This window comes from Dietzia sp. MNB45, from assembly GCF_051994785.1.
GTDB classification, from domain to species: domain Bacteria; phylum Actinomycetota; class Actinomycetes; order Mycobacteriales; family Mycobacteriaceae; genus Dietzia; species Dietzia kunjamensis.
The window spans coordinates 2,235,651-2,254,475 of record NZ_CP163397.1 but is presented as its reverse complement, the minus strand read 5'-3'; the positions used below and the strand labels follow the sequence as shown (position 1 = coordinate 2,254,475).

The following is an 18,825-nucleotide window of genomic DNA, read 5'->3' as shown; positions in this document are numbered from 1 at the left end:
TCACCGGAACTAATTGCTGATAATAATTGGAAGCATACAACGCGGGCCGACGGTCCGCATCCCGCATGCCGGAGGAAGGGCGACCCGATGAGCCAGCAGACGACAACGTCCACGTCCGAGGTGGATGCCGAGGACTTCGCGGACATCCTCGCCACCACGCGGGACTACGTCCGCACGGTCGTGGTGCCGCGCGAGCAGGAGATCGCCGATGCCGACGCGATCCCGGACGACATCCGGGCGGGGCTGGCCGAAATGGGACTGTTCGGCTACGCGATCCCGCAACAGTGGGGTGGGCTCGGCCTGAACCTGACCCAAGACGTGGAGCTGGCCATGGAGTTCGGCTACACCACGCTGGCCATGCGATCGCTGTTCGGTACCAACAACGGCATCGCCGGCCAGGTGCTCGTGGGCTTCGGCACCGACGAGCAGAAGGCCGAATGGCTGGAGCGGATCGCCTCCGGGGAGGTCATCGCCTCCTTCGCGCTCACCGAGGACGGCGCAGGCTCGAACCCGGCCGGACTGGCCACCAGGGCCGTCCGCGACGGCGACGACTGGGTGATCGACGGCAACAAGCGATTCATCACCAACGCCCCGATCGCGGGGTTGTTCGTGGTGTTCGCCCGCACCCGCCCGGCCGACGCGAACGGCACCGGGATCGCCGTGTTCCTCGTCCCCGCGGACGCGCCCGGTGTCGCGGTGGGACCCCGGGACAAGAAGATGGGCCAGGCGGGGGCCTGGACCGCCGAGGTGAGTTTCCAGGGCGTGCGGGTCCCGGCGTCGGCGCTCGTCGGGGGCGACGAGAACACGGGCTACCGGGCGGCCATGACGTCATTGGCCCGCGGCCGGGTCCACATCGCCGCGCTCGCGGTGGGGACGGCGCAGCGGGCGCTCGACGAGTCGGTGGCCTACGCCGCCGCCACCACCCAGGGGGGCCAGCCCATCGGGGGATTCCAACTGGTCCAGGCCATGCTCGCCGACCAACAGACCGGTGTCATGGCCGGTCGGGCACTCGTCCGCGAGGCCGCAGCCAAGTACGTCTCCGGTGAGGACCGCCGCCTCGCCCCGTCGGCCGCGAAGCTCTACTGCACCGAGATGGCCGGCAGGGTGGCTGACCTGGCGGTCCAGATCCACGGCGGGACCGGGTACATGCGCGGTGTCGCGGTCGAGCGCATCTACCGCGACATCCGGCTGCTGCGTCTCTACGAGGGCACCAGTGAGATCCAGCGACTCATCATCGGCGGCGGGTTGATGAAGGCGGCCGGCGCCGGAGCAGGGGCGCGATGACCGAGCCGGACGATCTGCCGCTGGCGGGCATCACCGTGGTGGCCGTCGAGCAGGCCGTCGCCGCGCCCCTGGCCACCCGGCACCTGGCAGACCTCGGCGCCCGGGTGATCAAGATCGAACGCCCGGGGGAGGGGGACTTCGCCCGGGCCTACGACGCCACCGTCCACGGCCAGGCGTCCCACTTCATCTGGCTCAACCGGGGCAAGGAGTCGATCGAACTCGACCTGGGCTCGGACCGGGGCCGGGAGGTCGCGCTCGCTCTGGCCGAGCGGGCGGACGTCGTGATCAGCAACCTGGCCCCCGGGGCGATGGACAGACTGGGCCTGGGGGCTACCGCACTCCGCGCGCGGAAGCACGACCTCGTCGTCGTCACCATCTCCGGGTACGGCGACGCCGGACCCTACACCCACCGCAAGGCCTACGACATGCTCGTCCAGGCCGAATCCGGGCTGTGCTCGGTCACCGGTACGCCGGAGACCGCCACCAAGACAGGGGTACCCGTCTCGGACATCGCGACTGGCATGTACGCGCTGTCGTCGATCGAGGCCGCCCTGTTCCGTCGCGAGCGGACCGGGCGCGGCGCGACCATCGAGGTGTCGATGTTCGAGGCCACGGCCGAGTGGATGGGCCACCCCATGTACATCCGGATGTACGCCGACCGGCAGGTAGGGCGGATGGGCTTGTCCCACGCCTCGATATGCCCCTACGACGCGTTCCCGACGCGTGACGGGCAGGTACTGATCGGCGTCCAGAACGACCGGGGGTGGGCCGCCTTGGTACGCGACGTGTTGGGCCGCCCGGATCTCGTCGACGACGAGAGGTACGCCACCAACATCGACCGCGTCGCCCGGAGAGCCGAAGTGGACGCGCTGATCGGGTCCCTGACCAGGGGGTTCGACTCGGTGGAGCTGGCCGACCTACTCGATGGGGCCGGCGTCCCGGCGGCCCGGCTCAACGACGTGGCCGGGTTGGTCGACCACCCGCAGCTCGATGCGCGCGACCGGTGGCGGGACGTGCAGACCCCCGGGGGCCCGGTCAGGGGACTGCTCCCGCCGATGACCTTTACCGATGTAGAGCTCCCGATGGGCGCGGTCCCCGCGCTCGGGGAGCACACCGACACGATCCTGGCGGAACTGGGCCTGCGCGGCCCGACACCGGACGGGACGAACGACAGCACACGAGAGGACACACATCATGGGATTGCTTGAGGGGAAGACCGCCGTGGTCACCGGGGCCGCGCGCGGCATCGGACTGGAGATCGCGCGCACGTTCATCGAGAACGGCGCGCGGGTGGTGATCGGCGACATCGACGACGAGACCGGCGCCGCCGCCGTCGCCGAGCTCGGGGGCGAGGACAAGGCACGCTACGTCCGTTGTGACGTCCGCCACTCCGCTGCCGTCGAGGCGATGATCGACGTGGCCGAGGAGGCATTCGGTCCGATCGGGGTGTTCGTCAACAACGCGGGCGTCACCCGCGACGCCACCATGCGCAAGATGACCGAGCAGCAGTTCGACGACATCATCGCCATCCACCTCAAGGGCACCTGGAACGGAACGCGGGCGGCGGCCGGTCGGATGCGCGAGCACGGCGGCGGGGCGATCGTCAACGTCTCGTCGATCTCCGGGAAGGTCGGGCTCATGGGCCAGACCAACTATTCGGCGGCCAAGGCCGGCATCGTGGGCCTGACCAAGGCCGCCGCGAAGGAGGTCGCGTTCAAGGGGGTCCGCGTCAACGCCATCCAGCCGGGGCTCATCCGGACCGCCATGACGCTCGCCATGCCACAGCAGGTGTGGGACGAGAAGATGGCCGAGATCCCGATGGGGCGCGCCGCCGAGCCGAGCGAGGTCGCCCAGGTCGTGCTCTTCCTCGCCAGCGACATGTCGAGCTACATGACCGGCACCGTCCTGGAGATCACGGGCGGCAGGCATATCTGAGCCGCCGGCGACCTCGCGCGACGAGGGCCCCACCGCTTGGGTGGGGCCCTCTTCGCGTGTGGCGCACGTTCAGCCGTCGAGGTTCCAGCGGATGGGCCGCGAGAGCGCCGAGTGGTGTCGCTTCTCCAGGTAGGTGGCGTGCTCGCTGATGTGTGACGCCATGAGGTCCCGTGCGGCGTCGGGATCCCGGTCCGCGATGGCCCGGTAGATCTCGTCGTGCGCCGTGCAGGTGTGCTCGCGCTGGCGCCGCGGGTACTCCACGCCGAGGATCGACCCCGTGATGAGGCCGTTCATCGCGTCGAAGAGGTACCCGAACATGGGATTTCCCGAGCCCCAGGCGATGAGGTCGTGGAAGTGCTCGGAGGCGGCGTTGAAAGCGTCCGTGTCCGCGAGGTCGGTCCGGGTCGACTCGAGGTTCTCCCGCAGCCGCTCGAGCCTCTCGTCGTCGATCCGTTCGGCGGCGAGCGCCGCCATCGTCGGTTCGAGCGCGGTGCGGACCTCCATTATCGTGGAGAACGGCGCATCCTCGAACTGCAGGAGCAGGCTCAGGGTGGCGGCGAGGATCCCGCCGTCGGGCCGCTGCACGATCGGGCCACCGCCCGGACCGGGCTTGAGCATGATCACGCCCTGCAATTCCAGGTAACGCAGGCTCTCGCGGAGGGTGCCGCGGCCCACGCCGTACTCCTCGAGCATGAGGTGCTCGGGCGGTAGGCGGTCGCCGACCGTGTTGCCCCGGCGGGAGATGTCCTCCACGATCTGCTGGGCGACGAGCAGCGCCGTCTTCTTGGGTCGGCCGATGCCCGCGCGCGAACCGGCGGCACCGTTCGGTGAACTCATGACAACCATTATCCCGGACTCCGATCTCGGGGCACGAGGACGGTGTACGCCCAGTCGAGGACGGGGGAGTCGCCGTCCTCCCGGTGCGCGGTGACGAGTGAGCGCAGGTCGAGCGCGGTGCCGCCGCCCTGTAGCGCGGTCGCGGCGCCCACCACGACGTCGCTGCTCAGCGTGTCCCCCTCGCGGACCGGGCCGACGTGGTCACACGCGTGCCACCCCAGGACCGTGAGCATCGCGGGGAGCGCCCGGGTCGCCTGTGCGAGGGCGAGGCCGATGGTGTGGCCGCCGTAGACGAGCCGACCGGAGCCCGAGATCCGGGCGTCGTGGTGGGTCTCGGCGATGTTCAGTGTGAGTCTGGCGAGCTCCGGCGCGCTCGTCACCACGTCCGCGCCGGTGCGCAGCACGGTCCCCTCGACGGGGAGGGGGTCCCGGGCACCGGGGACGGCGGAATGGTAAGCGTCGAGGTCCCAGCCCTCCGGCGCGGTCCACGGTCGCTCGCCCCCGGTGCCGATGGTGGAGAGATCGTCGGTGTGCGCGCAGGAGTCCGGGTCGACCCCCTCGGCGACAGGGAGCATGGCGCAGCGGTAAAAGTCGAGGACGGTGCGGCCGTCCTGGTCCGTGGTGGTCATGCGCAGGGCCGCGAGACCGGTCGCGGCGCGCCCCGGCTTGGGGCGGTTCGACTTCAGCCCCACAACCTCGGTGCGGGTGGTGAGCGTGTCGCCGATACGGGGTGCGGACAGCAGTCGCAGGCCGCGGTAGAAGAGGTTCGCCTTGACGTGATGGGTCACCACGGTCGACTGGCCGATCGCCACGTCGGTCACGAGTCCCGGGTGGGCGACCGTGCCGCCGGTGACGGCGTGCGCGAGGCGTCGGTCGAGCGGCAGGCGCAGACGGTCGCCGAGGATGGCCTGGTGGGTCGCCGCCAGTCCCTCGGTGAGGGTCACCGAGGGAGCGTCGTCGAAGACGCAACCGACCTCGAGCTCGTCGAAATAGGGGCCGCCCACCATGGTCGTCGGACCCGGGCGTGTGGTGTTCTCTGTCATGTCAGGCTCCCCCAGCCCTCGCGAGTGTCCGGCGCGCGGCGACCGCCACGGCTTCGTCGAGCATCATCCCGTTCAGACCCACCGCGCCGTGGCCGGAGTTCTCCGCCGCGGAAAGGGCCTCGAGCACCTCCCGGGCGCGGGCGAGCTCCTCGTCGGTGGGCGTGTACGCCTCGGTGACGGACGCGACCTGGCCGGGGTGGATGACCCATTTGCCGTCGAAGCCGAGCGCGGCGGTCCGGCCCGCGTCGGACCGCAGCCGGTCGTCCGCGGAGGTGTACAGCGCGGGGCCGTCGATGGCCTGGATTCCCGCCGCGCGGGCCGCCACGAGCACCCGGTCCTGGATCGCGAGCCAGAGCTCGGGTGCGGCGCCCGGCGACCTTCCGAGCTCGGCACCGAGGTCCGCGTACCCGAGGATCAGCCCCACCAGGCGACCGCCGGCGTCGGCCACCGCCTCCACGTCGCGCAGCCCCCGGGCTGTCTCGACGAGGGCCTGGATGACGAGCCCGTGAGCGCTCGCGATGTCGAGGATCCGCTCGACCTCCTCGAGATCGGAGGGCGAGTCGACCTTGGGGATGACGACGGAGGCCACCGTCGCGCCGAGTGCGGCCACGGCACGGAGGTCGTCGGCGAACCAGGGTGTCCCGGGGGCGTTGACGCGGACGGCGAGTGTGCCGGTCGGGCGGGGTGACAGGTCGCCGAGCGCCCGGCGGGCCTCGTCCTTGCGTGCGGGCGCGACCGCGTCCTCGAGGTCCACGACGACTTCGTCCGCGGGTGACGCCAGCGCCTTGGTGATTTTCTCCGGTGCGGAGCCGGGACAGACCAGGGTTGCGCGGCGGGGGGTGGGGGCGTGGTCGATCGGGTCCATGGGCTCACCCTACACAATTCCTGCGCATCATTATTGACTATTGCGTCGTCGGTGTGGAAGATGACAGGCGTGACCGTCGCCACCGCGACGGGCCGAGACGATGACGACGACGAGGTGTTCCCCGTGCCGGATCTGAACGATGAAGAGTCCTACCTGATCGCCACGGTGCGACAGTTCATCGACCGTGAGGTCAAGCCCTCGGTGCTCGAGACCGAACACGCGAACACCTACCCCGAGCGCTGGATCGAGCAGATGAAGCAGATCGGCATCTACGGACTGGCGGTTCCGGAGGAGTACGGCGGCATGCCCGTGTCGATGCCGTGCTACGTCCGGGTCACCGAGGAGCTGGCCCGCGGCTGGATGTCGTTGGCTGGTGCCATGGGCGGGCACACGGTGGTGGCCAAGCTGCTCACCGAGTTCGGGACCGAAGAGCAGAAGCACACCTACCTCCCCCGCCTGGCCACGGGCGAGATGCGAGCGACCATGGCGCTGACCGAGCCCGGCGGCGGTTCGGACCTCCAGAACATGGGCACGGTCGCTACCGCCGACGGTGACGATCTCGTCATCAACGGTGCCAAGACGTGGATCTCCAACGCCCGCCGGTCCGGTCTCATCGCCCTGCTGTGCAAGACCGATCCGTCGGCTACCCCGAAGCACAAGGGCATCTCGATCGTGCTGGTCGAACACGGCCCCGGACTGACCGTGTCCAAGGATCTGTCCAAGCTCGGGTACAAGGGCGTCGAGACCTGCGAGCTGTCCTTCGACGGCTACCGCACGCCGGCCACCCAGATCCTCGGGGGCATACCCGGCCGCGGTTTCGCGCAGATGATGAAGGGTCTGGAGACCGGTCGGATCCAGGTGGCCAGCCGCGCGCTCGGGGTGGCCGCCGCCGCGCTCGAGGACTCCCTCGCCTACGCCCAACAACGGGAGTCCTTCGGTCAGCCCATCTGGAAGCACCAGGCGATCGGCCACCACCTGGCCAACATGGCCACCAAGCTCACCGCCGCCCGGCAGCTCACCCTGTTCGCGGCGGAGAAGTTCGACGCCGGCCAGCGTTGCGACATGGAGGCGGGAATGGCCAAGCTCTACGCCTCCGAGGTGGGCATGGAGATCGCGCTCGATGCGGTGCGGATCCACGGCGGCTACGGCTACTCGACGGAGTACGACATCGAGCGGTACTTCCGCGACGCACCGCTCATGATCGTGGGCGAAGGGACCAACGAGATCCAGCGCAACGTGATCGCGTCGCAGCTGGTGCAGCGAGGAGGATTGGCATGAGGGTGTTCGAGGGACTCGACCAGGTCGAGGCCGCCGTCGGCGAGCACGTCGGATACAGCGAGTGGATGGAGATCACGCAGGAGCGGATCGACGCCTTCGCGGATGCGACCGGCGACCACCAGTGGATCCACGTCGACCCGGAGCGGGCCGCGCAAGGACCGTACGGCGCGACCATCGCTCACGGGTACCTCACCCTCTCGCTGATCCCGGTGCTCGGCAACGAGGTCGTGGAGATCACGGGCTTCCGGATGATGATCAACTACGGCACGGACAAGGTCCGCTTCCCGGCACCGGTGCCAGTCGGTTCGCGCATCCGCGCCGGCGTCGAGCTCGTCTCGCTCGAGCGCAAGGCCTCGGGCGTGCAGCTCATCAGTCGCGTGACTGTCGAGGTCGAGGGCGGCGACCGCCCGGCGGTCGTGGCCGACACGATCCGGATGATGGTGGAGTGACCCGATGACGCAGCTACGCAGGGCCGCGCTCGTCGCGCCCGTCCGCACCCCCGTCGGCCGCTTCGGCGGCGCCTTCAAGAGCCTCACCGCGGCCGACCTCGCCACCCCGGTCGTCAAGGAGGTGCTCTCCCGGTCCGGGGTGGATCCCGAGCGGGTCGACGAGGTGGTCCTGGGGCAGTCGTACGCCAACTCCGAGACCCCGTGCATCGGACGCTGGGTGGCGCTCGACGCAGACCTCCCGCTGTCGGTGTCCGGAATCCAGACCGACCGCCGCTGCGGCACCGGCCTGCAAGCCGTGGCCACCGCCTCGATGATGGTGCAGACCGGCGCCGCAGACGTCGTGGTGGCGGGCGGCGTGGAGTCGATGAGCTCCATCGAGCACTACTCCACCGGGGTCAGGTGGGGAACGCGCGCCGGTGGCGTGACCCTCTACGACCGTCTGGATCGCGGCCGTGAGCGGTCGCAGCCCGAATGGCGGTTCGGCCACATCAGCGGGATGATCGAGACCGCCGAGAACGTCGCCCGGGAGTGCGGGATCGGTCGTGAGGACGCCGACGGCCTCGCCGCCGAGAGTCACCGTCGCGCCCACGCCGCGTGGGAAGAAGGACGGTTCGACGACGAAGTGCTGTCCGTCGAGGTCCCCGGGCGCAAGGGTGAGGTCACCACTATCCACCGCGACGAGGGGATCCGCCCCGACTCGACACCTGAGTCCCTGGCGCGACTGCGTGCGGTCATGCCGGACGGGGTGACCACGGCGGGCAACGCCAGTCAGCAGAACGACGCCGCGTCCGCCATGCTCGTCGTCGCGGAGGACAAGCTCGACGAGCTCGGCCTGGAACCGATGGGCTACCTCACCGGGTGGGCCGCCGCCGGCTGCGCTCCGGCGACCATGGGCCTGGGTCCCGTGGCAGCGGTCGAGAAGCTCTTCGCCCGGACCGGACTCGGGTTCGACGATCTCGACCTGGTCGAGCTCAACGAGGCATTCGCCTGCCAGGTTCTGGGCGTGCTCTCGCAGTGGGGCTGGGACGATCAGGACAAGCTCAACGTCAACGGGTCGGGCATCTCGCTCGGCCACCCGATCGGCGCGACCGGGGCCCGGATGACCACGTCGGCCCTGCACGAGCTGCGCCGCCGAGGTGGGGGCAAGGCCCTCGTGACGATGTGCATCGGCGGTGGCCAAGGTATGGCCGCCGTCATCGAGAGCGCCTGACAGGACAAGAGGACCGAGATGAGTAACACCAGTTTCCGAGGTGCGCAGGCGCTCGCCGAGGTCGTGATCTGCGAACCCGTCCGAACGCCGGTCGGCCGACGACACGGGGTGCTCGCCGGGCTCCAGGCCGCGGACCTCGCGGCCGCGGCGATCCGTGGTCTCGTCGACCGGACCGGACTCGGCTCCGACGATGTGGACGACGTGATCCTGGGTCAGTGCTACCCCAACGGTGAGGCGCCGGCGATCGGCCGGGTCGCCGCGCTGGACGCCGGCCTCGACATCACCACGCCCGGCATCCAGATCGACCGCCGCTGCGGATCGGGTCTACAGGCCGTGCTCAACGCGGCGATGCAGGTCGCCGTCGGCGCGAGCGACGTGGTGATCGCCGGTGGCGCCGAGTCGATGTCGAACAGTGAGTTCTACTCCCTGGGTCTGCGCGGCGGGGTCCGCGGCGACCGGGTCGAGTTCATCGACCGCATCGCCCGCGGCCGGGTGACCTCCGGCGGCCGCGACCACCCGGTGGCGGGCGGCATGCTCGAGACCGCCGAGAACCTCCGCGCGGAGTACTCGATCTCCCGGACGGAGCAGGATGAACTGGCGGCCGAGAGCCAGCGGCGCGCGGCCGCCGCGCAGGACTCGGGGGTGTTCGACGAGGAGATCGTGCCGGTGCAGGTCCCTCAGCGGAGGGGAGAGCTCGTCGTCGTCGACACCGACGAACACCCCCGGCGAGGCGTCACGGCCGACTCCCTCGCCGCACTGCGCCCCGTCCGCCTCCGCGTCGACCCCGACGCGACGGTGACGGCCGGCAACGCGTCGGGAGTGAACGACGGCGCGGCGGTGTGCGTGGTGACCACCCGCAGTCGCGCGGAGGAGCTGGGGCTGCGCGCCTACGTCCGTCCGCTCGGCTGGGCGGTGACCGGCGTCCACCCCGCGCGGATGGGCATCGGCCCCGTCCCCGCGACGGCCCGGTTACTCCGGCAACTCGACCTGCGGCTGGCGGACTTCGACCTCATCGAACTCAACGAGGCGTTCGCCGCGCAGGTGCTGGCGTGCCTGCGGGAGTGGGAGTCGGACCACGGGTTCACCGCCGCCGACCGCGAGCGGCTCAATGTCCACGGATCCGGCATCTCGCTCGGGCATCCCGTCGGGGCCACCGGTACACGCATCCTCACCACCATGGCGCGCGAACTGGCGCGCCGGGAGGGCCGGCTCGCCCTGGAGACGATGTGCCTCGGCGGTGGGCAGGGGCTGGCCGCGGCGTTCGAGCGGGTGGCGTGACGGGTCACCTGATAGTTCACCCAGACTTAACTACAGGGATGTGATTCGGGCGTAGCGTCATCGGCAACGGTCGGTGGGGAAGCCGACCGTCGGGAGGTCCCAGCCGATGATCGTCTGTCTCGATCGGGAGGGGGCCGGCACCCGGCCCCGTCACCACCAGGTGACCTGGGCCGGCCGGTCCAACCCAACACGCTCGCGGGTGCCGCGGGCGAGGAGCGCGCCGTGACCGACACCGTACGTACCTACGTCCTCGACACCTCGGTTCTGCTGTCCGACCCGTGGGCCGTCACCCGCTTCGCCGAGCACCGCGTGGTGCTCCCCATCGCGGTCATCAGCGAGCTGGAGGGCAAACGCAATCATCCCGAGCTGGGCTACTTCGCGCGGGAGGCCCTCCGGCTGCTCGAGGACCTGCGGCTGCGGCACGGGCGCCTCGACGGCGACATCACCGTCACCGACGTCGGCGGCACCCTGCGGGTCGAGCTCAACCACACCGACCAGGCGGTGCTGCCGTCCGGATTCCGTGACACCGGCAACGACTCCCGGATCCTGGCGTGTGCGCTCAATCTGCGGGCCGAGGGCGCCGACACCGTGCTCGTGTCCAAGGACGTCCCCCTGCGGGTCAAGGCGGGTTCGGTGGGCCTGCCGGCCGACGAGTACCACGCCCAGGACGTCGTGCTGACCGGGTACAGCGGGGTCGCCGACCTGCCGGCCACCCAGGACCTCGTCGACACCCTGTTCTCGGAGGGCCGCGCCTCGGGCCTCGCAGCCCGGGCCGCGGGACTGGAGAGCGGGACCCCGGTGCACTGCGGCGTCCGCGTCCAGACCGAGTCGTCGTCGGCTCTGGCCCGCGTCGCCGACGACGGCGGGCTCCGGCTGGTCCGTGGAGACGTCGAGGTCTTCGGCCTGCGCGGCCGCTCGGCCGAGCAGCGCATCGCGATCGACTGCCTGCTGGACGAGTCGATCGGGATCGTCTCCCTCGGCGGCCGGGCGGGCACCGGCAAATCGGCGCTGGCGCTGTGCGCGGGCCTCGAGTCGGTCCTGGAGCGGCGTCGTCACCGCAAGATCGTCGTGTTCCGCCCGCTGTACGCCGTGGGCGGGCAGGAACTGGGGTACCTGCCCGGCAGCGAGTCGGAGAAGATGTCGCCGTGGTCCCAGGCCGTGTTCGACACCCTCGAGGGACTGGTCAGCGAGAACGTCATCGACGAGGTCATGGACCGGGACATCCTCGAGGTGCTGCCGCTGACCCATATCCGCGGCAGGAGCCTGCACGACTCGTTCGTGATCGTCGACGAGGCGCAGTCGCTCGAGCGGAACGTGCTGCTCACCGTGCTCTCGCGGCTGGGGACCGGGTCGCGGGTCGTCCTCACCCACGACGTGGCCCAGCGGGACAACCTCCGTGTCGGTCGGCACGACGGCATCCAGGCGGTCGTGGAGAAGCTCAAGGGGCACCCACTGTTCGCCCACGTCACCCTCAACCGCTCGGAGCGTTCCGCCATCGCCGAACTCGTCACCACGATGCTGGAGGAATTCCACCCCGAGGGAGCTTCCGGGGAGCTGCGACGCATCCACGCCGCCTGACTGCAGGCTCCGGCGACCGTGGGATGATGCGGGTCCGGGCGAGCGAGCCCGGGCCCGCATCAAGCATGCCGTATCGGAGGTCTCCCATGTCCCGACGCTCGTCACCGGCGCCCGCGCTCTGGTTGATCACCGCCTGCATCCTGGGGCTGGCCGCGTGTGGCGAGCAGACCCCGGGCGGGATGCCGGCCGAGGCGCAGTCCCAGACCGCTACGGACCAGGGCGCTGCGGACCAGGTCGGTGCGGGCCAGACCGGTGCGGACCAGGCCGCTGCGGACCCGGGCGCGGCCGCTCCCGCCGCGGGGGCCGATGCGGACGACCCGATCGTGGTGAAGATCGGCGAGGAGGAGTTCCTCACGAACATGGCCATTTATCGCCGATATGACGACGCCAAGGAGACCCCGCTCGCGCTCGGGGCCCCGGTCGCCCCGGCAGAGGCGCTCGAGGGTGGCAAGAAGCAGGACTTCGCCGACGGGGCCATCTTCTGGTCACCGCAGACCGGTGCGCAGATCGTCCGCGGGCAGATCCTCGCCACCTACCGCGACAACGGCGGACCCGCCGGTCGGTTGGGGTGGCCGGTGAGCGACGAGATCGCCGAGGGCGAGGTCATCTACTCGGACTTCAAACGCGGACAGATCCGCCTCGAGGACCAGGCCATCCGGGTGGTCGAGCACTCCGGCTGACCCCGGAACGCGACGCGCCGCGGGCCGGGCGCGCCGAGCCCGGGCCGCGGCGCACATCGCGGTGCGCACTCATGGCGAGACCGTCGGGTCAGCGCTCGCGGTCGAGGCCCGTCATCCCCAGGACGTCGAGGCGCCGGTCGAGCTCGGACTCGGACAGTGGATCGGGGACGAAGCCGAGCGCGATGACGGCCTCGCGGATGGTGATCCCCTCGGCGAGGGCGTGCTTGGCGACCCGGGCGGCCTCCTCGTAGCCGATCGCCGAGTTCAGCGGCGTGACGATCGAGGGGGAGGACTCGGCGAGCCGCCGCATGCGATCGGTGTCCGGCTCGATCCCGTCGATGCAGCGCTCGGCGAACAGCGTGGACGAGTTCGCGAGGATCCGGACCGACTCGAGCACGTTGCGCGCCATCACCGGGATCGCGGTGTTGAGCTCGAAGGCACCGCTGGCCCCGGCCCACGCCACGGCCGCGTCGTTCCCCACGACCTGGGCGGCGACCTGCGCGACCGTCTCACACAGCACCGGGTTGACCTTGCCGGGCATGATCGACGACCCCGGCTGCAGGTCCGGAAGGTGGATCTCCGACAGCCCGGTCATGGGGCCCGACCCCATCCACCGGATGTCGTTCGCGATCTTGGTGAGCGAGACGGCGACGGAACGCAGGGCCCCGGACAGCTCGACAAGGCCGTCGCGGGCGGCTTGGGCCTCGAACGGATCCGCCGCCAGACGGAGCTCCTCCAGACCGGTGAGGGAGCGCAGCTCCTCGACCACAGCGGAGCCGAAGCCGTCGGGGGCGTTGAGGCCCGTGCCGGCGGCGGTTCCACCGATCGGCAACTCGCCGACACGGGGCAACGTCCCGCAGACGCGCTCGACCCCGGCGCGGATCTGCCGGGCGTATCCGGCGAACTCCTGTCCGAGCGTCACCGGCACGGCGTCCATCAGGTGGGTGCGCCCGGGCTTGACCACCTCGCGCCACTGACCGGCCTTGGTCTCGAAGGACTCGGCGAGGGTGTTCAGCGCGGGCACGAGATCGGCGATCACGACCTCCGTGGCCGCGACGTGGGTCGCCGTCGGGAAGGTGTCATTGGACGACTGTGACATGTTCACGTCGTCGTTGGGGTGCACGGTGACGCCCTCTGCCGCGCAGAGCGAGGCGATGACCTCGTTGGTGTTCATGTTGGAACTCGTGCCCGAGCCGGTCTGGAACACGTCGACGGGGAAGTGCTCGTCCAGTTCACCCTCGGCGATGCGGCCGGCTGCGGCGACGATCGCGTCGACCTTGTCCCGGTCGAGCAGTCCCAGCCGGCCGTTGACCGTCGCACAGGCGGACTTGAGCAGACCGAGCGCGCGGATCTGCGCTCGTTCGAGCCCGCTGCCCGAGACGGGGAAGTTCTCGACGGCACGCTGGGTCTGTGCCCGCCAGAGAGCGTCGACGGGGACCCGGACCTCGCCCATCGTGTCGTGTTCGATACGGAATTCAGTTTGATCGGCCATACCGGTCAGACTAGGCGCGCCCGCCGCACCGTGCAGGAGGACGGAAGCGGCGGGCGCGGGGTGCCGGGAGGGATCAGTTGCCGCCGGCGGCCTGGCCGTAGTCGACGGCGGAGAACTCGCGGAGCTTCTCCATCTTGTGGCGCCCCTCGACGTGGCGGACGGTGCCCGACTTGGACCGCATCACCAGCGAGCGGGTGACGGCGCCGTTGGCGCGGTAGCTCACACCGCGGACCATGTCGCCGTTGGTGATGCCGGTGGCGGCGAAGAAGCAGTTGTCGCCCTTGACCAGGTCGTCCGTGCCGAGGATCGCGTCGACGTCGAGTCCGGCGTCGACCGCCTTCTGGCGCTCCGCCTGGTCCTGCGGCCACAGCTGGCCCTGGATCTCGCCGCCCATGCACTTCAGCGCGCACGCGGTGATGATCCCCTCCGGGGTACCGCCGATGCCCATGAGCATGTCCACCGAGCTGTCGTCGGAGGCCGCCGCCACACCGCCGGCGACGTCGCCGTCCATGATGAGCCGGACCTTGGCGCCCGCGGCCCGGATCTCGGCGATGAGCTCGGCGTGACGCGGCCGGTCGAGCACGCACACCGTCATGTCCCCGACATCGATGTTCTTGGCCTCCGCGACCGAACGGATGTTCCACTCGGTGGACTTGGCGAGGTCGATCCTGCCCACGGCGTCCGGGCCGACGGCGATCTTGCGCATGTAGAACACGGCGGACGGATCGAACATCGACCCGCGCTCGGCGACCGCGATCACCGCGATCGAGTTGGGCCGGCCCTCCGCCATGAGCCGCGTGCCGTCGATGGGGTCCACGGCCACGTCGACGGCCGGCCCCTCGCCGGTGCCGACCTTCTCACCGTTGTAGAGCATGGGCGCCTCGTCCTTCTCGCCCTCACCGATCACCACGACGCCATCCATGTCGACGGTGGAGATGAGCTCGCGCATCGCGTCCACCGCGGCGCCGTCGCCACCGTTCTTGTCGCCACGCCCGACCCACCGCCCGGCGGCCAGGGCGGCGGCCTCGGTCACACGGACCAGCTCCATTGCGAGGTTTCGATCGGGACGCTTGGTGGGTGACATAGGTGGTCTGGCTCCTCGTGAACGCTGGCTGGGGTTGTCAGTGGCACGTGCGCGACGGTGGCGCGCACGGCCGCGGTGGGGTGTCGGCGCCCATTGTTCCACCTCGGCCACCCCGCGGGGGGCCACGCGCCGGACTCGCCCCGGCCGGGTGGGATACTCGCAGGCGTGGCCGAGGCGAAACCGAGAATCCTGCAGGGCAACCGCGACATGTTCTGGTCGGTGGTGGTGCTCATGGTGATCTGTGGCGTCTTCGCCGGAGTGGCCGGACTGTGCACCTTCAGCCCGTCCGGCCCGCAGCAGGGACAGATCCCCGACTTCGACGCGCGGGCCTCGCTGGAGCAGGACGCCCGGAGCCTGGACTTCCCGATCCGCTCGCCCGAGGTCCCAGAGGGGTGGACCCCCAACTCCGGCCGTGTCCAGGGCTTCGCCGGGACCACGTCCAGCCACGTCGGCTGGGTGACGGGCGAGCGCAGCTACATCGAGCTCGTCCAGTCCGACGCTCCCGAGGACGCGTTCCGGTCACTGGGTGGCGGGCCGAGGCCCAGTCGCACCGTGGTGCCCATCTCCGGGCGCGAGTGGGCCGTCCTCACCGGGGACGACGTCCGGCCGGTGTGGGTGCTCGACCTCGACGGCGTCCGCGTGGCCGTCACCGGCTCCGCGCCGACGTCCGACTTCGAGTCACTCGCCGCCGCCGTACAGGACGTCGAGCCGCTGCCCGCGCCGTAGACGCCCGGCGTGCCGTGCCCGCGGTGATCGCATCGGGGCGGCGGTAGGTGTTCGCGCCCGGCTGGGCGACGGGATCACCCCCGGCCGGAGTCGCCCTCGTCGTCGTCACCAAGGACGGCGTCGATACGCGCACGCGCGCCGTCGAGGTGTTCGGTGCACCGCTCGGCGAGTTCCTCGCCCCGCTCCCACAACGCCAGTGAGGCGTCCAGGTCCTGACCGCCGGCCTCGAGGATGCGGACCACCTCGATCAACTCGTCGCGGGCCTGCTCGTATCCCAGCTCGGAGACGGGGGTCTGCTCGTCGGACATCAGGACTGCTCCTCGGTCGGTTCGGTGGAAGGGGTGGGTCGGCCGGCGGCGGGTGTCGACCCGAGTGCGGCCGCGGAGATGGAGCCGTCGGAGACGCGGATCCGCAGCTGCGATCCGGGTGGGGCGTCGGCGATCGACGAGACCACCCGGCCGTCGTGGCTCCCGGCGACGGACTGCACCACGGCATAGCCACGGGCCAGGGTGGCGGCGGGACCGAGCGTGGTGAGACGCGCCGACAGGTGGCCCAGCGACGTGGACTCCGAGTCGATGATCCGGGTGATGTCGCGTCGGGCCGCGCGCAGTGCCTCGGCGACGATCTCCGCCCGCGACTCGACGATCCCGTACGGGTTCGCCATGCACGGCCGCGACCGCACGGCCGCCAGCTGGTTGCGCTCCCGGTCCACCCAACCGCGCAGCGCCCGGGCGGTACGGGACCGGGCCTCGGCGATACGACGACGCTCCTCGATCACGTCGGGCACGACCCGTTTGGCCGCATCGGTCGGGGTGGCCGCCCGCAGGTCGGCGACGAGATCCGACAACGGCGAGTCGGGCTCGTGGCCGATCGCGGAGACCACCGGGGTGCGGCACCGCGAGATCGCGCGGATGAGAGCCTCATCGGAGAAGGGGAGCAGGTCCTCGACCGACCCGCCGCCGCGGGCGAGGATGATGACGTCGACGACGGGGTCGGCGTCGAGCTCGGCCAGCGCGTCCAGGATCTGGGGCACGGCCGACACCCCCTGCACCGGGGTGTTGCGCACGGCGAAACGCACGTCCGGCCAGCGGCCGCGGGCCACCTCGACGACGTCGCGTTCGGCGGCGCTCGCCCGGCCGGTGATCAGACCGACGCACGTGGGCAGGAACGGCAGGGGCCGCTTGAGTCGGGGGTCGAACAACCCCTCCGCCGACAGCGCCTGCTTGAGCCGCTCGATGCGGGCGAGGAGCTCGCCCACGCCGACGGGCCGGATCTCCGAAACCTGGAGGGAGAACGACCCGCGGCCCGTATAGAAGCGGGGCGTCCCCCGCACGACCACCCGGCTGCCCTCGGTGACCGGCACCGGCGACTCCGAGATGAGCCTGGGTGGACACGTGAGCGTCAGCGAGTTGTCGACGGAGGGGTCACGCAGGGTGAGGAACGCGGTGCGGGTGCCGGGGCGCAGGCTCAGCTGGGTGATCTGACCCTCGACCCACACCGCCCCGAGTCGGTGGATCCACGCGGCGATCTGGTCCGAGACCACCCGGACCGGCCACGGCTGCTCGGCGCTGCTCGGCGTGCGCGGGGACGAGGCCGTCACGCGTCGCGGGGGGCGACGCGGCCGGTCGGCACGTCGGGGTCGTCGTCCCGGTCGCGGGCGGCTCTCGAGGACGACCCGTAGACCCGGTAGGACACGTCCAGGACCTCGTCGGGGTCGGCCTCGTCCTCGTCGAACGTCGCCCACTCCGGCTGGTCGGACCGCGCCGGGAACACCGAGGCGAGCACCTTGTCGCCCTTGACGGCCAGGTCCGTGAGGGTCTGACCGGCGTGGAGATAGGACTGGACCAGGCCGCCGGCGACCCGCACGGGGATCGCGGGCAGCGTGGTGACCGCCTCGACCGCACGGCCGGGCAGGGCCACGACACGCTCCGCCGCGGTGGCGGCGAGACCGATCGATGCACGGGTCAGGAACAGGGGTCGGAGCATGCGGACCTCTCTGCCGGGGGGCGTGAAGGGAGGCGTAATGGTCGAAATCCAGTATGAACCGTACCCTGGGGACATGACCGAGCAGACCGACATGATCGCCGAACCGGCAACCAAGCGGGTACTTCTCGCGGAACCGCGCGGCTACTGTGCCGGCGTCGACCGAGCCGTCGAGACGGTCGAGAAAGCCCTGGCCAAGCATGGGGCGCCGCTGTACGTCCGTAAGGAGATCGTCCACAACAAGCACGTGGTCGAGTCCTTCACCGACCAGGGCGTGATCTTCGTCGACGAGACCGACGAGGTCCCGCACGGCGCGAACCTGGTGTTCTCCGCGCACGGCGTCTCGCCCGCCGTCCGCGAGAGCGCTCTCCAGCTCGAACTCAAGACGTTCGACGCCACCTGCCCCCTGGTGACCAAGGTCCACACCGAGGTCAAGCGCTTCGCGCGCGAGGGCTACCTCATCCTGCTGGTGGGCCACGAGGGCCACGAGGAGGTCGAGGGGACCGCCGGTGAGGCGCCCGACGTGGTGACGCTGGTCGACGGTCCCGAGTCCGTGGACGCGCTGGACATTCCCGTGGACACCGAGAAGCTGATCTGGCTCTCGCAGACCACGCTCAGCGTGGACGAGACCATGGAGACGGTGCGCCGTCTCAAGCAGAAGTACCCCACGCTCATCGACCCGCCGTCTGACGACATCTGCTACGCCACGCAGAACCGTCAGGTCGCGGTCAAGACCATGGCCCCGCAGTGCGACCTGGTGATCGTGGTGGGGTCACAGAACTCGTCCAACTCCGTGCGACTGGTGGAGGTCGCGCTGCAGGCGGGAGCCCGCGACGCGCACCTGGTGGACTACGCCAAGGAGATCGACACGTCCTGGTTCGAGGGCGTCACCACCGTCGGCGTGACCTCGGGCGCGTCCGTGCCGGAGATCCTCGTCCGCGGGGTGGTGGACCTGCTCGCCGACCACGGCTTCGGCGACGTCTCCACCGTCCGGACGGCGCAGGAGACCATCACGTTCTCGCTGCCCCGCGAACTGCGGGTCCCCAAGAAGGGCTGATACGCGCCCCCGCCCGCCGGTAGGTGGCGGGGGAGGACGCGGTAGC

Annotated in this window: 19 protein-coding genes; 11 read left to right on the top strand and 8 right to left on the bottom strand. The window is 70.7% G+C overall.

Annotated elements, in window-relative coordinates; all coding sequences use genetic code 11:
• Positions 1-87: 87 nt before the first annotated feature.
• From AB5G72_RS10800 to fabG, 3 genes are read left to right on the top strand one after another with little or no spacing between them, the layout of a single operon-like run.
• On the top strand, positions 88-1,284 hold the full coding sequence (locus AB5G72_RS10800) for an acyl-CoA dehydrogenase family protein (RefSeq protein ID WP_440219856.1): 1,197 nt from the start codon (positions 88-90) through the stop codon (positions 1,282-1,284).
• On the top strand, positions 1,281-2,492 hold the full coding sequence (locus AB5G72_RS10795) for a CaiB/BaiF CoA transferase family protein (protein WP_253002003.1): 1,212 nt from the start codon (positions 1,281-1,283) through the stop codon (positions 2,490-2,492). Before AB5G72_RS10800 ends, AB5G72_RS10795 begins: the two co-directional genes overlap by 4 nt.
• On the top strand, positions 2,479-3,219 hold the full coding sequence (gene fabG / locus AB5G72_RS10790; protein WP_182634157.1) for a 3-oxoacyl-ACP reductase FabG: 741 nt from the start codon (positions 2,479-2,481) through the stop codon (positions 3,217-3,219). Before AB5G72_RS10795 ends, fabG begins: the two co-directional genes overlap by 14 nt.
• A 69-nt stretch (positions 3,220-3,288) precedes the next feature.
• Here the strand turns inward: fabG and AB5G72_RS10785 are convergent, their stop codons facing one another.
• Genes AB5G72_RS10785 through AB5G72_RS10775 form a run of 3 tightly spaced genes read right to left on the bottom strand, consistent with a single transcriptional unit; the run spans position 3,289 to position 5,964 of the window.
• Positions 3,289-4,056: a FadR/GntR family transcriptional regulator gene (locus AB5G72_RS10785; protein ID WP_120284366.1), complete on the bottom strand. Its 768-nt coding sequence runs from the start codon at positions 4,054-4,056 to the stop codon at positions 3,289-3,291.
• 8 nt (positions 4,057-4,064) lie between these two features.
• The gene (locus tag AB5G72_RS10780; protein WP_120283745.1) at positions 4,065-5,099 is read right to left on the bottom strand and encodes an acyl dehydratase; all 1,035 of its coding nucleotides are present in this window, start codon (positions 5,097-5,099) and stop codon (positions 4,065-4,067) included.
• A 1-nt stretch (position 5,100) separates the two neighbouring features.
• Positions 5,101-5,964 carry an HpcH/HpaI aldolase/citrate lyase family protein gene (locus AB5G72_RS10775; protein ID WP_317468477.1) on the bottom strand — a complete coding sequence of 288 codons (864 nt, stop codon included), beginning with the start codon at positions 5,962-5,964 and terminating at the stop codon, positions 5,101-5,103.
• Positions 5,965-6,087: 123 nt separating this feature from the next.
• Here AB5G72_RS10775 and AB5G72_RS10770 point away from each other — a divergent pair, with 123 nt between their 5' ends.
• The 6 genes from AB5G72_RS10770 to AB5G72_RS10745 all read left to right on the top strand — a co-directional run bounded on the left by AB5G72_RS10770 (position 6,088) and on the right by AB5G72_RS10745 (position 12,437).
• A complete protein-coding gene (locus tag AB5G72_RS10770; protein WP_120284364.1) occupies positions 6,088-7,242 on the top strand; it encodes an acyl-CoA dehydrogenase family protein in 1,155 nt (384 codons plus the stop codon).
• Complete coding sequence (locus AB5G72_RS10765; protein ID WP_120283741.1) at positions 7,239-7,691, top strand: MaoC family dehydratase; 453 nt, start codon at positions 7,239-7,241, stop codon at positions 7,689-7,691. The genes AB5G72_RS10770 and AB5G72_RS10765 overlap by 4 nt, the downstream gene beginning before the upstream one ends.
• A 4-nt stretch (positions 7,692-7,695) precedes the next feature.
• Positions 7,696-8,901, top strand: a complete 1,206-nt coding sequence (locus AB5G72_RS10760) for an acetyl-CoA C-acetyltransferase (protein ID WP_440219855.1) — start codon at positions 7,696-7,698, stop codon at positions 8,899-8,901.
• 18 nt (positions 8,902-8,919) lie between these two features.
• The gene (locus AB5G72_RS10755; RefSeq protein ID WP_440219854.1) at positions 8,920-10,179 is read left to right on the top strand and encodes an acetyl-CoA C-acetyltransferase; all 1,260 of its coding nucleotides are present in this window, start codon (positions 8,920-8,922) and stop codon (positions 10,177-10,179) included.
• 222 nt (positions 10,180-10,401) lie between these two features.
• On the top strand, positions 10,402-11,757 hold the full coding sequence (locus tag AB5G72_RS10750; protein ID WP_067715613.1) for a PhoH family protein: 1,356 nt from the start codon (positions 10,402-10,404) through the stop codon (positions 11,755-11,757).
• Positions 11,758-11,843: 86 nt separating this feature from the next.
• The gene (locus AB5G72_RS10745; protein ID WP_440219853.1) at positions 11,844-12,437 is read left to right on the top strand and encodes an LGFP repeat-containing protein; all 594 of its coding nucleotides are present in this window, start codon (positions 11,844-11,846) and stop codon (positions 12,435-12,437) included.
• Positions 12,438-12,525: 88 nt separating this feature from the next.
• Here the strand turns inward: AB5G72_RS10745 and AB5G72_RS10740 are convergent, their stop codons facing one another.
• Positions 12,526-13,929, bottom strand: a complete 1,404-nt coding sequence (locus AB5G72_RS10740; RefSeq protein ID WP_067715607.1) for a class II fumarate hydratase — start codon at positions 13,927-13,929, stop codon at positions 12,526-12,528.
• Between the two features lie 73 nt (positions 13,930-14,002).
• Positions 14,003-15,013, bottom strand: a complete 1,011-nt coding sequence (glpX, locus tag AB5G72_RS10735) for a class II fructose-bisphosphatase (protein WP_440219852.1) — start codon at positions 15,011-15,013, stop codon at positions 14,003-14,005.
• Between the two features lie 165 nt (positions 15,014-15,178).
• On the opposite strand from glpX, the gene AB5G72_RS10730 reads away from it, so the two are divergent.
• Positions 15,179-15,739: a DUF4245 domain-containing protein gene (locus AB5G72_RS10730; RefSeq protein ID WP_440219851.1), complete on the top strand. Its 561-nt coding sequence runs from the start codon at positions 15,179-15,181 to the stop codon at positions 15,737-15,739.
• A gap of 74 nt (positions 15,740-15,813) precedes the next feature.
• Here AB5G72_RS10730 and AB5G72_RS10725 read toward each other — a convergent pair whose 3' ends face one another.
• The 3 genes from AB5G72_RS10725 to AB5G72_RS10715 are packed head-to-tail and all read right to left on the bottom strand — an operon-like array spanning position 15,814 to position 17,725.
• Positions 15,814-16,047, bottom strand: a complete 234-nt coding sequence (locus AB5G72_RS10725) for an exodeoxyribonuclease VII small subunit (RefSeq protein ID WP_067715599.1) — start codon at positions 16,045-16,047, stop codon at positions 15,814-15,816.
• The gene (gene xseA, locus AB5G72_RS10720; RefSeq protein ID WP_069390313.1) at positions 16,047-17,339 is read right to left on the bottom strand and encodes an exodeoxyribonuclease VII large subunit; all 1,293 of its coding nucleotides are present in this window, start codon (positions 17,337-17,339) and stop codon (positions 16,047-16,049) included. Before xseA ends, AB5G72_RS10725 begins: the two co-directional genes overlap by 1 nt.
• Positions 17,336-17,725 (bottom strand): hypothetical protein, encoded by a 390-nt coding sequence (locus tag AB5G72_RS10715; RefSeq protein WP_067715593.1) that lies wholly within the window; start codon positions 17,723-17,725, stop codon positions 17,336-17,338. Before AB5G72_RS10715 ends, xseA begins: the two co-directional genes overlap by 4 nt.
• 73 nt (positions 17,726-17,798) lie before the next feature.
• Here AB5G72_RS10715 and AB5G72_RS10710 point away from each other — a divergent pair, with 73 nt between their 5' ends.
• Complete coding sequence (locus AB5G72_RS10710; RefSeq protein ID WP_440219850.1) at positions 17,799-18,779, top strand: 4-hydroxy-3-methylbut-2-enyl diphosphate reductase; 981 nt, start codon at positions 17,799-17,801, stop codon at positions 18,777-18,779.
• The last annotated feature ends 46 nt before the right edge of the window (positions 18,780-18,825 follow it).

Excerpts from the sequence above, each read along its gene's own strand:
- AB5G72_RS10800 (WP_440219856.1), top strand. The coding sequence starts at position 88 with ATGAGCCAGCAGACGACAACGTCCACGTCCGAGGTGGATGCCGAGGAC.
- AB5G72_RS10795 (WP_253002003.1), top strand. The coding sequence starts at position 1,281 with ATGACCGAGCCGGACGATCTGCCGCTGGCGGGCATCACCGTGGTGGCC.
- fabG (WP_182634157.1), top strand. The coding sequence starts at position 2,479 with ATGGGATTGCTTGAGGGGAAGACCGCCGTGGTCACCGGGGCCGCGCGC.
- AB5G72_RS10785 (WP_120284366.1), bottom strand. The coding sequence starts at position 4,056 with ATGAGTTCACCGAACGGTGCCGCCGGTTCGCGCGCGGGCATCGGCCGA.
- AB5G72_RS10780 (WP_120283745.1), bottom strand. The coding sequence starts at position 5,099 with ATGACAGAGAACACCACACGCCCGGGTCCGACGACCATGGTGGGCGGC.
- AB5G72_RS10775 (WP_317468477.1), bottom strand. The coding sequence starts at position 5,964 with ATGGACCCGATCGACCACGCCCCCACCCCCCGCCGCGCAACCCTGGTC.
- AB5G72_RS10765 (WP_120283741.1), top strand. The coding sequence starts at position 7,239 with ATGAGGGTGTTCGAGGGACTCGACCAGGTCGAGGCCGCCGTCGGCGAG.
- AB5G72_RS10760 (WP_440219855.1), top strand. The coding sequence starts at position 7,696 with ATGACGCAGCTACGCAGGGCCGCGCTCGTCGCGCCCGTCCGCACCCCC.
- AB5G72_RS10755 (WP_440219854.1), top strand. The coding sequence starts at position 8,920 with ATGAGTAACACCAGTTTCCGAGGTGCGCAGGCGCTCGCCGAGGTCGTG.
- AB5G72_RS10745 (WP_440219853.1), top strand. The coding sequence starts at position 11,844 with ATGTCCCGACGCTCGTCACCGGCGCCCGCGCTCTGGTTGATCACCGCC.
- AB5G72_RS10740 (WP_067715607.1), bottom strand. The coding sequence starts at position 13,929 with ATGGCCGATCAAACTGAATTCCGTATCGAACACGACACGATGGGCGAG.
- glpX (WP_440219852.1), bottom strand. The coding sequence starts at position 15,013 with ATGTCACCCACCAAGCGTCCCGATCGAAACCTCGCAATGGAGCTGGTC.
- AB5G72_RS10725 (WP_067715599.1), bottom strand. The coding sequence starts at position 16,047 with ATGTCCGACGAGCAGACCCCCGTCTCCGAGCTGGGATACGAGCAGGCC.
- AB5G72_RS10715 (WP_067715593.1), bottom strand. The coding sequence starts at position 17,725 with ATGCTCCGACCCCTGTTCCTGACCCGTGCATCGATCGGTCTCGCCGCC.
- AB5G72_RS10710 (WP_440219850.1), top strand. The coding sequence starts at position 17,799 with ATGACCGAGCAGACCGACATGATCGCCGAACCGGCAACCAAGCGGGTA.